Here is a 12255-nt window from a genome sequence, read left to right on the forward strand (position 1 = left end):
GTGCGCCGGCTCAGTGCTGCTTCCAGGCCCAGGTGGAGTAGATCCCGTCCAGCGCCTGGGCCGCCTGCGCCGCCGCATCGGGGGAGGACGCACTGGTCATCGTCATCGAGTAGACGTGGCTGCGGAAGACGACGAAGTACTGCGTCTGGGTGAAGTCCACGCCCTGGGCCTTGCGGTCGAAGGTGTAGCCCCGGGCGGGCAGCCCGCCGATCTTGCGGTCCGGTTCGTCCTTGATGTGAACGCCCTGCTGACGCCAGGCGATCTCGGCCTGGGTCACCACGTCGTCCAGTGCAGGCGTCGGTTGCGGGTTCTCGACCACCACGTTGAAGTTCGTCGTGACCCGGTCCTGCGGCGACGGTGCCCGGATCGCCAGGGTCGCCTGCTTGATGTCCAGCTTCTTCCAGCCCGTCGGAGCGACCAGGGAGAACGATCCGTCACCGCTGGTGGTGCTGCCCTGAGCAGCCGAGGTGCTCGGGGTCGGTGTGGGCGCGGCCGTCACGGTCGTGGGGACCGACACCTTGCTGCTGGGTGTGGGTGTCGTGGCGCCGCCGGAGCTCGAGCAGGCGGTCAGGCCGGCGAGCAGCACGGCTGCCGCACCGGCCGTTGACCAACGTGTCGACAGGCAGGCCGGTAACGAGACAGTCATGCCGCCCGATCCTAGATCGTCGTGTGAGTCGTCGGTCCGGGTGATCAGCCGCCCGAGGTGACGGCCGCCTGCACCGCACCCGCCAGGTCGTTGTCGAACGACGGGGCGCCGTTGCCGTACAACGCGATCACGTGCCGCAGGATCGGGAACGACTGGCTACCGGTGGACTGGGTGTAGACCGGCTCGACATACAGCAGTCGGCCACCGACGGGGATCGCCTCGAGGGAGCCCAGCACCACCTTGGACTGACCACCGCGCTGCAACGTGAGCGCCTCGGTGATGGTGGTGTCGGACTCGATGTCGTTCTGCACCTGCGACGGCGATTCGCCCGCCCCCTCGGAGGGGAAGTCCAGCACGGTGAACTTGCCGTAGTCCGGTCCCGGCTGTGCGTCGACCGACACGAAGGCGGCCAGATCGCGACCGTTGTAGGTCACCATCGGGCTGGACAGCGCGTAGCGCTGCGCGCCGAAACCGTCCGCGGACAGCGAGATGTACTGCGACGGCTGGTTCGGCGTCGCGGCCGAGCCGGCGCTGCTGCCCTTGGCATTGATCGTCTTCGCGGCCGCGACCGTGGGGTCGTTCGGCACGGTCCAGAAGTCGTTGCCGCTGTAGAAGTTCGATGCGCCGGTGACGTGGTACTTCGCCAACAGGGTGCGCTGGACGTTGAACAGGTCGGTCGGGTAGCGCAGCTGCGCCAGCAACGACGGCGAGATGCTCGACTGCGGCTGGACCAGGCCGGGGAACACCGACTCCCACGCCTTCAACAGCGGGTCCGGCTGCTGCTTCTGGTTCCACGCGTACAGCGTCACCTTGCCCGTGTAGGCATCGACGACCGCCTTCACCGAGTTGTGCAGGTAGTTGACTCCCTTGCTCGGCTGGGACACCGACGCGCCGTCCTGGGTGAGTGTGGTGTTCGTCGCCCTGTGCAGGTTGACCAGCTGGGAGTCGGGATAGCGGTTGGAGGTGGTGTATCCGTCGACGATCCAGTCGATCCTGCCGTCGACCACCGCGGGGTAGACGTCGCCGTCGAGGGTGAGCCACGGCGCGACCTGGGCGACCCGCGTGCGCGGGTTGCGCACCTCCAGCAGCTGGGAGGCGCTGTTGACCTCCGAGCTGAACAGGATGCTGGGGCTCTTCAGTTGCACCGCGAACAGGAACCGGCGCAGCGTCGACCCGATCGGGATGCCGCCGTGCGCTGCGTAGGTCGTGTGCGCCGAATCGGCGGAACCCTTCGCGCCCGGGTGGTCGAACTCGAGGTTCTGGTGGCTGCCCGCCGGCCGGCCCACGATCGCATAGGACCCGGCCGGGAAACCCTGCCCGAAGTAGACCTGCGGCCGGGTCACCGGGATCTGCTGCGCCGGCGGCATACCACCGTCCAGGAAGTCGGGGCTCTCGGTGGTCGCGTCCATCCGGTCCGAGGGAGCGGCCACGATGCCGTAGCCGTGCGTGTAGACCAGGTGGCTGTTGACCCAGCTGTTGCTCGGTATGCCGGACAGGTTCAGCTCACGGGTCGCCAGCGCGACGTCCTGCCCGGATGCGCCCGGCAGGTTGTAGTGGCCGACATCGAGGGTCGACTTGAACTGGTAGTAGGGCTCGAGCTGCTGCTTGACGGTGAACGTCGGGGAGAGCTGGTTGGGGTCCAGCACCGGGATCTGCGCGGTCGTCCGGGCCAGCTTCACCAGCGCTGCGCCCTTCGCGGCACCCTTGGCTGCCGTCGAGGAGTTGTAGGGCACGGTCGTGACGTCGTGGTCCAGACCGAAGGCGGTCAGCGTCGCCTTCTGGTTGTGCGCGATCTCCGGCAGGTCGACCTGGGCGGCGCTGGGTGCCTCCCGCAGCCGGTAGACCAGCTTCGGCCAGCCGACCCCGACCACCAGGGCGGCCACCACCAGGGTGACCAGGGCAGCCGTCAGCATGCGCACCCGGCCGACCACGAAACCGTTGGTCACCAGGGCGGCGGCGCACAGCACCGCGATCACGACCATCACATACTTGCTCGGCACCAGTGCGTGGACGGCGGTGTAACCCGCGCCGGTGACCGGACCCTGACCGGAGGTCGTGGCGGCATACCGCGCCAGCCAGAAGCCGACCGCCTTGAGCAGCACGTAGCCGGCGAGGAGGAAGGAGAGCAGGATGACGAACGGCCGGGTGACCTTCTGCCGGCCGCCACGGATCCGCCAGCCGCCGTACCAGTAGCCGGCGACGACCGCGATCAGCAGCCCGTACTGCACGGCACTGGACAACAGCGAGACGATCGCGAGGTGGAAGGGGTAGACCTCCACGTAGAACGAGATGTCCTTGTGGAAGAGGGGATCGGTGCGGTGCCAGGGCGCTGCGTGGCTCCACAAGAGGTAGGTCTGCCACTGCCCGGCGGCGCGCTGCCCGATCCGGATGGCCGGCGCTGCCACCGCCGCCAGCACGAGCAACCAGGCCACGCGCGGTTCGAAGCGCCGGAACGCCGACCGGAACACGTCGTCCTCGTCGTCGATGTCCAACCGGGGCCGGGCCCGTCGCGCGGCCACCAGGGTCACGCCGCCGAGGGCGCCGGCGATCGCTCCGAAGACGACGAACAGGCCGACCTTGGCCCAGATCTCCTGGGTGTAGACCGAGCCGGCGTGCAGCGAGTCGAACCACAGGTAGGTCGTCGCGATGCGCACCGCCACCTGGAAGAGCGCGTAGGCCACGGCCAGCGCGCCGACCGCGATCGCCAGGCGGACGAGCCACCGGCGGACGAACCCGGCACGGGCGCCGCGGCGCTGCGTCTCGTGCAGTCGGGCAGACGGCATACGCAAGAGGCTCACCGCCGGACTCCGCTGTGACCCTCGGCAGCACAGTGCCCTCGACGTCGCATGGAAGCCTCCTTCGCGGGCGCCTGGCTGACGCAGAACGACCCGGTCCACTGGATGCGAGGACGCGTGCCCCTTCTGCGCGGGCCCTCAGAACGCGCACATCGTAGGGACCGAAATCGAGTGCCATCTTCAGGTAATTCGAAGGTTGCATTCAGGAAGCTGCGGCGCCGATGAGCAGGGGGCCGCGGCGGCCGGGACGGCCGTATGGCCCTCGTCACGTGCGTCGCCGGGCGGGCGGGGCGAGGCGCTGAATGCCGTATCCTTGCACGTCGTGACACAGTCGGCGCAGGCATCCACCAGCCCTCGACGCGTCCAGCCCTCCAGCAAGGAGGTGCAGGCGCTGGTCGAGCGGTTCGGCCTCAAGCGGGCCGGCGCCCGCGCGCCGCTGGCGGACTACACCCGTGAGTTGTGGTTGCGGCGGCACTTCATCGTGGAGTTCTCCCGGGCGACCAACGCGTCCGGTTATTCCAAGAGCATGCTCGGACAGGCGTGGCAGGTGCTGACGCCGCTGCTGAACGCGGCGGTCTACTTCCTCGTCTTCGGGCTGCTGATCGGCACCCGGCGCGGCGTGACGAACTACATCGGCTATCTGGTGATCGGTGTCTTCGTCTTCCAATTCATCCAGGGCACCATGAACCTCGGCGCCCGGTCGCTGCAGTCCAACATCTCGCTGGTACGGACCCTGCGTTTCCCGCGCGCGGTGTTCCCGGTCTCGGCCACGGTGGTCTCTCTCGAGCAGATGCTCATGTCGCTCATCGTTCTCGTCCCGATCGTGCTGCTGACCGGTGAGCCGATCCGGCTGCAGTGGCTGGGGGTGATCCCGGCGCTGGCGCTGCAGTCGGGCTTCTGTGTCGGGCTGGCCTTCATCTTCGCGCGCATCGGCGCGAAGGTGCCGGACGTGTCGCAGATGCTGCCGTTCATCCTGCGGGTCTGGTTGTACGTTTCCGGTGTCATGTTCAGCATCGACCAGGTTTCTTCGAAGTTCGCTCCCTGGGTGGGCAATCTTCTCAACATCAACCCGGCTGCCGAGTTCATGTACCTCTATCGGGGATCGCTGCTCGCTTCGGAACCGAGTGTGACCCTGAATGAATGGCTGATCGCGATCTGCTGGACCGTGCTGGCGCTCGTCGGTGGGTACGTGTTCTTCTGGAAGGCCGAGGAGCAGTACGGCCGTGACTGACGTGACCCAGGAACGGACCCCGACGGTGATCGCCGACGACGTCCACCTGACCTACAAGATCTCCGGGCGGTACGCCAAGCGTGGCGGTGCCGTCGCGCTGGCGCGGGCCGTGATGCGTCAGTCCACTCCCGGCCTGCGTGAGGTGCACGCGGTACGCGGGGTTTCCTTCACCGCCTGGGAAGGTGACGCCATCGGACTCATCGGACCCAACGGGTCCGGCAAGTCGACCCTGTTGCGTGGCATCGCCGGGCTGCTCACGCCGTCGGCGGGCGCGGTCTACACCAAGGGCGACCCGGCCCTGCTCGGCGTGAACGCCGCCCTGATCGCCACGATGAGCGGCGAGCGCAACATCACCCTGGGCGGCCTCGCCATGGGTATGACGCCCGAGGAAGTGGCGGACAGCTTCGACGACATCTGCGAGTTCGCGGGGATCGGTGAGTTCATCTCGTTGCCGATGAACGCCTATTCCAGCGGGATGGGCGCCCGACTGCGCTTCGCGATCGCGGCGAGCAAGTCGCACGACATCCTGATGATCGACGAGGCGCTCGCCACCGGCGACGCGGAGTTCCGCCGCCGCAGCGAGCAGCGGATCAAGGAGCTGCGTGAGCAGGCCGGCACGGTCTTCCTGGTCAGTCACAGCCTGGGCGTCGTCCGGGAGACCTGCAACCGGGCGATCTGGCTGGAGAAGGGTGAGATCGTCATGGACGGCGCCACCGACGAGGTGCTCGACGCCTACGAGGACAAGCACGACCCCAAGAAGGCGGCGCGCCGGCGCGAGGATCAGCGCCGCGCCGCCGAGGAGTCCGCCAAGCGGCAGGCCGCCGAGGTCCGGGCGACCGGTTAGGCGTACCCCTACGGGCCGTCAGGAGCGGCCGGTCACGCCGAGCCGTCCGGCATCGGCTGCCGCCCACGCGGCGTCGTCCGCAACGCGGCGCACTGTTCGAAGAACCGGTTGCTCGGTTGCTGCCACAGCAGCCAGACGGCGGCGGCCCCCACCAGCAGGGTCGGCACCTCCGCGATCGTCGCGGCGGTGGTGCCGCGGGTCGCCATACCGATGGTGAGCAGCAGGTTCATCACGACCAGCACGGTGGCCACGATGCGCGCCCAGCCCAGGCCGCGGCTGTTGGCGACCGCCATCACCAGCCAGACGACCGTCGCCACGATCGACATGGTGAGGAAGCCGTCGTAGGTCAGATCGGCCGCCTGACGCAGATCGGCCGCGGACAGTCGGTTCCCGGGCGATCGGGAGTTGTTGGTGTGCTCCAGTGCGCGGGTGATGGCGTCGCGGGACAACGCATTGACGAGCACACCGATCAGCGCCAGCAGCACCCCGGCATACATCAGCCGGATGGCGGTGACGACCGGTTTCGGGCGCAACGCGGCCAACCGGGGCGGGCGGGGTGCGGACATGGGTCCAGCTTGTCAGCCGCAGGACGGTCGTGTGGCGCACTCGCGGATACGCGGTGCGCGGCGGTCGGCCCGGCCGGTTACAGTCGGCCCGTGCGCATCGACCTGCATACCCATTCCACCCAGAGCGACGGCACCGAGACCCCCGTGGAGGTCATGCGATCCGCCGCACGGGCCGGGCTCGACGTCGTCGCGCTGACCGATCACGACACGACCCGCGGCTGGGGACAGGCCGCGCGAGCGGTCGCCGAGACGGGCGTCACGCTGGTGCCCGGCATCGAGATCTCCTGCGCGTACGACGGCATCAGCATCCACCTGCTCGGCTACTTCATCGACCCGCTGGATGCGGCCCTGCTGGGCGAGCTCGAACGTGCCCGCTCCTCCCGCCGCACCCGGGCGCAGCGGATGGTCGAACGTTTGGCACCGGACACCGGGCTGACCTGGCACCAGGTGCAGGAGCAGTTCGGGGCGGAGACGACCATCGGCCGGCCGCACATCGCCGACGCCCTGGTGGCTGCCGGCGTCGTGGCCTCCCGGGACGAGGCGTTCGCGTCCTACCTGGCGTCCGGGTCGAAGTACCACGTCTCGCACTACGCACCGGACCCGGCGTTCGCGACCCGGCTGGTGCGCGCGGCCGGGGGAGTGCCGGTGATGGCGCACCCGTTCGCGGCGGCGCGTGGGAGGACCGTCGACGTCGACGTCATCGAGGGTATGGCGGAGGCCGGCCTGGCCGGCTTGGAGATCCATCACCGGGATCACACCGACGAGGCGATCGGCAAGGGCCTGCAACTGGCCCAGCGGCTCGGGCTGCTGGTCACCGGGTCCAGCGACTACCACGGCACGGGCAAGGACAACCAGCTCGGCGAGAACACCACCTCACCGGAGGTGCTGGAACAACTCAGTGCGCAGGCGACCTCGGGGAGTGGACCGATCCGCCCCTGACGCGTGGGTCCTGCGACCACCGGCACCGGCCGGCCCCGAGCCCGGACATAAAAGATCGCCGGCACATCCCCGTATGTGCCGGCGATCTCTCCCCTGGACCGGCGTTCGCTCCCCCCAGTGCGCGAACGACCTTGTCCAAGGATGTCCGATCCCGCCAGCGCTCGCTATGCGACTGGGGCTGAACTTTCCCCGGGAACGGCCTAGGCCCAAGGACTAGGACCGGGTGGGACCCCGCGCGAGGTCAGTGGCTCGACCGGCGCAGCGCCGGGCTCAGCACCAGCTCGATGCCGGCGCGCTGGGCCACCCCGAGTTTGCGCAGCACGTTGCCGACGTGCGTCTTGACCGTCTTCTCGGAGATGTGCAGTTGCCGGGCGAGGTCGGCGTTGCTCACGCCATCGCGGGCGATCAGCTCGGCGATCTCCCGCTCCCGGGCGGTCAGCTCGGCTGCGGGGTCGGCCAGGTCGTCATCCGCCTCCTTGTCGGCGAGCGCGCCGAAGAGGTCGCCGATCTCGACCTGTGTCGTCTCGGACAGCTGCTGCAGTTGTTGCGCGGCCTCGGCCACCTCACCGCCGGCCGAGGCCGCCAGCTCGGCGAGGTCGCGGATCCGGCGGTGCAGCCGGTTGACCCGGGCGCTGACCTCGTCGATCAGGTCGGTCTGGTCTCGCACGCCGGTGGTGTCCAGCTCCGGATAGATCGTGTAGAGCTCGAGTTCGTCCTGCGCCGCGGTGTCCCGGGCGAAGGAGTGCATCAACGCCCGGCCGAGCCACTCCAGGGCACGGACGGCCTCGTCGTCATACACGTGCGATTGCAGGCTCTGCGCGCTCATCAGTCCGGTGACCTCACCGCTGACCGCATCGATCAGCGGCACCGCCATCGCGTCCAGGGACACCTCGTCGGTGTCGCCGAACGGTATGGCGTTGGTGAGCAGTCGCCCGCCGTCCTCCCGGTAGACGTAGGGCCGCCTGCTGCTGCGCACCCAATAGGAGACACCGTGCTTGCCGTAGCGCCCGATGCTCGGGCGCAGGAACTGGTCGTGGTCGTAGATGTAGGGGATGAAGACGGTGTCCTCGCCCCGGAAGAACCCGATGTAGAAACTGTCCACCCGGGTCAGCGCGGAGATCGTGGTCCGGCACACGGCGTAGCGTGCCGCGTGTGCGTCGCGTTCGGAACTGCGCAGCCAGCGGTCGGCGGACCGCAGCCGTTCGACGTAGGGCGGACTGAACCGCGGGCTCGCCACGGCCCGGGCTCAGCCCTGCTCGGCGGAAGCCCGACCCGCGGAACCGCCGCGATGGGTGCGGCGCCGGCGGCGCGGCGTGCCGGAGCGTCGGCTGCCCTCGCCGTCGGAGGCGTGCCCGGCGGCCTTGCGGGCGCGGCCGCCGCGGCCACCCTCGCGAGCACCGTCGCGAGCACCGTCACGGCCGCCGGTGCGCTTGCCCGTCTCGCCCAGGTCCTCGACCCGCTCGGCGCGCAGCCCGGCCCGGGTCCGCTGCGCCCGCGGCAGCTCACCGGTGGCCGAGGTCGGGATGTCCAGGTCGGTGAACAGGTGGTCGGAGGAGGAGTAGGTCTCCGGCGGCTGCGGGATGCCCAGGTCGAGCGCCTTGTTGATCAGTCCCCAGCGGCCCAGGTCGTCCCAGTCGACGAAGGTGACGGCGGTGCCGGTGTTGCCCGCCCGGCCGGTGCGACCGATGCGGTGGACGTAGGTCTTCTCGTCCTCGGGGCACTGGTAATTGACCACGTGCGTGACGTTCTCGACGTCGATGCCGCGTGCCGCGACGTCGGTGGCGACCAGCGTGTCGACCTTGCCGGTCCGGAACGCGCGCAGCGCCTGCTCGCGGGCGCCCTGGCCGAGGTCGCCGTGCAGGGCGGCGGCGGCGAACCCGCGCTGGGTCAGCTCGTCGCTGACCTTGGCCGCGGTGCGCTTGGTGCGGGTGAAGACGACGGTCAGGCCGCGTCCCTCGGACTGCAGGATGCGGGCTAGCATCTCCACCTTGTCCAGGGCGTGCGCCCGGTAGACGAACTGCTCGGTGGCCGCCACGGTCTGGCGGTCGTCGCCGTCCTCGCTCATCGCCCGGATGTGCGTGGGCTGGGTCATGTAGCGGCGGGCCAGCGAGACGACGGCACCGGGCATGGTCGCCGAGAAGAGCATCGTCTGCCGGGAGGCCGGCGTCATCGCCAGCAGCTTCTCGACGTCCGGTAGGAAGCCCAGGTCGAGCATCTCGTCGGCCTCGTCGAGCACCACGCTGCGCACGTAGCTCAGGTCGAGGTGCCCCTGCCCGGCCAGGTCGATCAGCCGGCCCGGTGTGCCGACGACGATCTCGACGCCCTTGGTCAGCTGCTCGATCTGCGGCTCGAAGGCGCGGCCGCCGTAGATGGTGGCCACGCGTATGCCGCGCCGCTTCGCGGCGGTCTGCAGGTCACCGGCCACCTGCACGGCCAGCTCACGGGTCGGCGCGACGGCCAGTGCCTGCGGCTTGCCGGGCGCCGGCAACCGATCGAAAGCCTCGTCCTGCGGGGCGACGGTCTGCTGCAGCATCGGGACGGCGAAGCCGAGCGTCTTGCCGGTGCCGGTCTTGGCCTGGCCGATGATGTCGTGCCCGGAGATCGCGACCGGCAGGGTCATCGCCTGGATCGGGAAGGGCGTGGTGATGCCGGCCTCGGAGAGCGCGGCCACGATGTCGGGGTGTACGCCGAAGTCGGCGAACGACGGAGCGGGGGCGGTGTCTGTGGTGGCGGCAGTCGTGTGGTCAGTGGTGGTGTCGTCGGTCATGACGCGTGATGAATCTTCCTGTGATCGGCGTGCGTCGCGTCCAGCGCCGGGGCGACCAGTCGTCGGACGGGTCGCTTCGGCGCGAGCATCGCATCGCGCGGTGTGGCGGAGCCGATCGGAATTCTTCGGATGCGGGGCGACCCCGCGGATGTGTCTTCGTGACCGACCGGGCACCTGGGTGTACCGGTTGTGCTCATGTTCGTGCGCGTGACAGGACGGGCACGCTGCGGCGGCCCGTCCACTGCGATTGTACCTTGTCGGGGCGTCATACCACGACCGCTACCATCGGCGCCATGACTCAGGAGACACCGGATCGGCCCCGGCGCACCCAGGCGGATCTGTCCCTGCCGGCCTACCGGCGCGGTGTCGTCGCCCTCCTCGGCGTCCTGTCGTATGGCGAGCTGGTCGGCTTCCTCACCATCGCGCAGGAGGCGGGTTACGCACCCTCGTCCCGCGACAAGGTCACGCTGGGCAAGGTGGCGACCCAGGAGTTCTCGCACTACGAACGGCTGGCGGCCCGGCTGGCCGAGCTCGGTGCCGACCCGCACCAGGCGATGGCGCCGTTCACCCGGGCGGTGGACGACTGGCACCGGCGCGCGGCCCCCACCGACTGGCTGGAGGCGCTGATGAAGGTCTACGCCGGCAACTCGATCGCGAACGACTTCTACCGCGAGGTCGCCGATCTGGTCGACGAGGAGACCCGGACCCTGATCCGGGAGGCGCTGGAGGACAGCGGCCAGGTGGAGTTCGCCGCCGGGGAACTGCGCCGCGCCATCGCGGCCGACGCGACCGTCGCCGGTCGCCTGGCGCTGTGGGGCCGGCGGCTGATCGGCGAGGCGTTGTCGCAGGCGCAGCGGGTGGCCGCGGAGAACGACGACCTGATGGGCCTGCTGGTCGACGACGGGTCCGGCTACGGGCTCGATCTCGGCGGCTGGATGCACATGTTCACCCGGCTGACCGACGCCCACACCGCACGCATGGAGGCGCTCGGCCTGTCCGCGTGAGCGCGCCATACGAACAAGTGCCCCGCGACCGGACGGCCGCGGGGCACTCTTCGTGACGCCGGTGCAGGGTCAGCGGGTGACTTGCTTCCTGCCGGTCATGTTGCCGTAGATGGTGATGATGATCGCCGCGAAGACGATGCCGACGATGAACGGCACCCAGGCGAAGCCGCTCTTGTTGTGGTAACCGATGAGCCCGACGACCAGGCTCGCGATCAGTGACGCGACGATGCCGATGCCGATCGTCATCAGGATCGAGATGTCCTGTTTGCCGGGCAGGATGAGCCGTGCGAGCGCTCCGATGATGAGACCACCGATGACGGCTCCGATGATTGCGCCGATCATTGCTTCTCTCCTTCTGTCGAGGTCCCGTCGATGGACGGACCCAGGACGCCGACTGTGCTACACCCTGGGAGAACCCGCAATATTGCCTGCGGGCGCGCCGGGTATCTCTTCGGTAAAGCCCAAATTCTGTTGTTCGCACCAGCCGGTGCTGGGAGGCTGGTACCCGCCCGGGTGCCGGCCAAACCAGGCGTCATACCGACCGCACGCTCAGGGTCGACCGGGGGACAGTCAGGGTCGAACCGCATGGTGGGGGATCGCGCCCGGCGGAATAGTCGTAGCCGACACTGCAGCAGATCCAGCAATCTCGGGAGGAACCACATGTCCAACCCAGCAGCCGCCCCCGAGGTGGCCCGCGAGGCGCAGACGCCGCCGGCCGCCGCGGCATACAAGCTGGCCAAGACCTACGGCAAGGGCGAGACCGTGGTGCATGCACTGCGCGAGGTCTCCGTCGAATTCGCGGCGGGGGAGTTCACCGCGATCATGGGCCCGTCCGGCTCCGGCAAGTCCACGCTGATGCACTGCCTGGCCGGCCTGGACACCGCGTCGTCCGGCGACGTGCAGATCGGCGACGTCGCCCTGACCGGCCTGAACGACAAGCAGATGACCACGTTGCGCCGTGACCTGGTCGGGTTCGTCTTCCAGGCGTTCAACCTGGTGCCCACCCTCACCGCGCGCGAGAACATCACCCTGCCGCTGGACATCGCGGGCAGATCAGTCGACAAGGAATGGATGGCCGCCGTGGTCGACCGGCTCGGGCTGGCCGACCGGCTCGGCCACCGGCCCAGCGAACTCTCCGGCGGCCAGGTGCAGCGGGTGGCCTGCGCCCGCGCGCTGGTCGGCCGGCCGCAGATCATCTTCGGCGACGAGCCGACCGGCAACCTCGACTCCCGCTCCTCGGCGGAGGTGCTGTCGATCCTGCGCGCCACCGTCGACGACTTCGGCCAGACCGTGGTGATCGTGACGCACGACCCGCGGGCCGCGTCCTACGCCGACCGGGTGATCTTCCTGGCCGACGGCCAGATCGTGAACGACCAGCGAGGCCTGTCGACCGACGACATCTACGAATACATGAAGCACCTGGACGAGCACGCCCCGACGCGGCTGGCCGAGCAGGACTGACC

11 protein-coding genes are annotated in these 12255 nt (G+C 69.3%); 5 read left to right on the forward strand and 6 right to left on the reverse strand.

The genetic code is table 11. The features are described from left to right. Positions 1-10: 10 nt before the first annotated feature. Both ACYVBN_RS01500 and ACYVBN_RS01505 read right to left on the reverse strand, forming a co-directional pair. Positions 11-646 (reverse strand): hypothetical protein, encoded by a 636-nt coding sequence (locus ACYVBN_RS01500; RefSeq protein ID WP_460599007.1) that lies wholly within the window; start codon positions 644-646, stop codon positions 11-13. A gap of 44 nt (positions 647-690) precedes the next feature. Further along, positions 691-3429 (reverse strand): UPF0182 family protein, encoded by a 2739-nt coding sequence (locus ACYVBN_RS01505; RefSeq protein ID WP_460599008.1) that lies wholly within the window; start codon positions 3427-3429, stop codon positions 691-693. 334 nt (positions 3430-3763) lie between these two features. Here ACYVBN_RS01505 and ACYVBN_RS01510 point away from each other — a divergent pair, with 334 nt between their 5' ends. Both ACYVBN_RS01510 and ACYVBN_RS01515 read left to right on the forward strand, forming a co-directional pair. Further along, positions 3764-4672, forward strand: coding sequence for an ABC transporter permease (locus ACYVBN_RS01510; protein WP_440282215.1), 909 nt, complete (start codon positions 3764-3766; stop codon positions 4670-4672). After that, positions 4665-5516, forward strand: a complete 852-nt coding sequence (locus ACYVBN_RS01515) for an ABC transporter ATP-binding protein (RefSeq protein ID WP_440282216.1) — start codon at positions 4665-4667, stop codon at positions 5514-5516. Before ACYVBN_RS01510 ends, ACYVBN_RS01515 begins: the two co-directional genes overlap by 8 nt. A 32-nt stretch (positions 5517-5548) precedes the next feature. On the opposite strand, the gene ACYVBN_RS01520 is transcribed toward ACYVBN_RS01515, so the two are convergent. Next, a complete protein-coding gene (locus ACYVBN_RS01520) occupies positions 5549-6082 on the reverse strand; it encodes a hypothetical protein (RefSeq protein ID WP_440282217.1) in 534 nt (177 codons plus the stop codon). A 90-nt stretch (positions 6083-6172) separates the two neighbouring features. Between ACYVBN_RS01520 and ACYVBN_RS01525 the strand changes: the two genes are divergently transcribed. Continuing rightward, a complete protein-coding gene (locus ACYVBN_RS01525) occupies positions 6173-7021 on the forward strand; it encodes a PHP domain-containing protein (RefSeq protein WP_460599009.1) in 849 nt (282 codons plus the stop codon). 241 nt (positions 7022-7262) lie between these two features. Here ACYVBN_RS01525 and ACYVBN_RS01530 read toward each other — a convergent pair whose 3' ends face one another. Then, a complete protein-coding gene (locus tag ACYVBN_RS01530; protein ID WP_460599010.1) occupies positions 7263-8258 on the reverse strand; it encodes a response regulator transcription factor in 996 nt (331 codons plus the stop codon). A 9-nt stretch (positions 8259-8267) separates the two neighbouring features. After that, positions 8268-9788 (reverse strand): DEAD/DEAH box helicase, encoded by a 1521-nt coding sequence (locus tag ACYVBN_RS01535; protein ID WP_460599011.1) that lies wholly within the window; start codon positions 9786-9788, stop codon positions 8268-8270. 293 nt (positions 9789-10081) lie between these two features. Between ACYVBN_RS01535 and ACYVBN_RS01540 the strand changes: the two genes are divergently transcribed. Then, the gene (locus ACYVBN_RS01540) at positions 10082-10792 is read left to right on the forward strand and encodes a ferritin family protein (protein ID WP_460599012.1); all 711 of its coding nucleotides are present in this window, start codon (positions 10082-10084) and stop codon (positions 10790-10792) included. A gap of 69 nt (positions 10793-10861) precedes the next feature. Here ACYVBN_RS01540 and ACYVBN_RS01545 read toward each other — a convergent pair whose 3' ends face one another. Further along, the gene (locus tag ACYVBN_RS01545) at positions 10862-11134 is read right to left on the reverse strand and encodes a GlsB/YeaQ/YmgE family stress response membrane protein (RefSeq protein WP_440282222.1); all 273 of its coding nucleotides are present in this window, start codon (positions 11132-11134) and stop codon (positions 10862-10864) included. 318 nt (positions 11135-11452) lie between these two features. Between ACYVBN_RS01545 and ACYVBN_RS01550 the strand changes: the two genes are divergently transcribed. After that, entirely contained in the window at positions 11453-12253 is an 801-nt protein-coding gene (locus tag ACYVBN_RS01550; protein ID WP_460599013.1) for an ABC transporter ATP-binding protein, read from the forward strand. Positions 12254-12255 lie beyond the last annotated feature (2 nt).

The organism is Flexivirga lutea (assembly GCF_054778955.1).

Excerpts from the sequence above, each read along its gene's own strand:
- ACYVBN_RS01545 (WP_440282222.1), bottom strand. The coding sequence starts at position 11,134 with ATGATCGGCGCAATCATCGGAGCCGTCATCGGTGGTCTCATCATCGGA.
- ACYVBN_RS01550 (WP_460599013.1), top strand. The coding sequence starts at position 11,453 with ATGTCCAACCCAGCAGCCGCCCCCGAGGTGGCCCGCGAGGCGCAGACG.
- ACYVBN_RS01540 (WP_460599012.1), top strand. The coding sequence starts at position 10,082 with ATGACTCAGGAGACACCGGATCGGCCCCGGCGCACCCAGGCGGATCTG.
- ACYVBN_RS01520 (WP_440282217.1), bottom strand. The coding sequence starts at position 6,082 with ATGTCCGCACCCCGCCCGCCCCGGTTGGCCGCGTTGCGCCCGAAACCG.
- ACYVBN_RS01535 (WP_460599011.1), bottom strand. The coding sequence starts at position 9,788 with ATGACCGACGACACCACCACTGACCACACGACTGCCGCCACCACAGAC.
- ACYVBN_RS01500 (WP_460599007.1), bottom strand. The coding sequence starts at position 646 with ATGACTGTCTCGTTACCGGCCTGCCTGTCGACACGTTGGTCAACGGCC.
- ACYVBN_RS01505 (WP_460599008.1), bottom strand. The coding sequence starts at position 3,429 with ATGCCGTCTGCCCGACTGCACGAGACGCAGCGCCGCGGCGCCCGTGCC.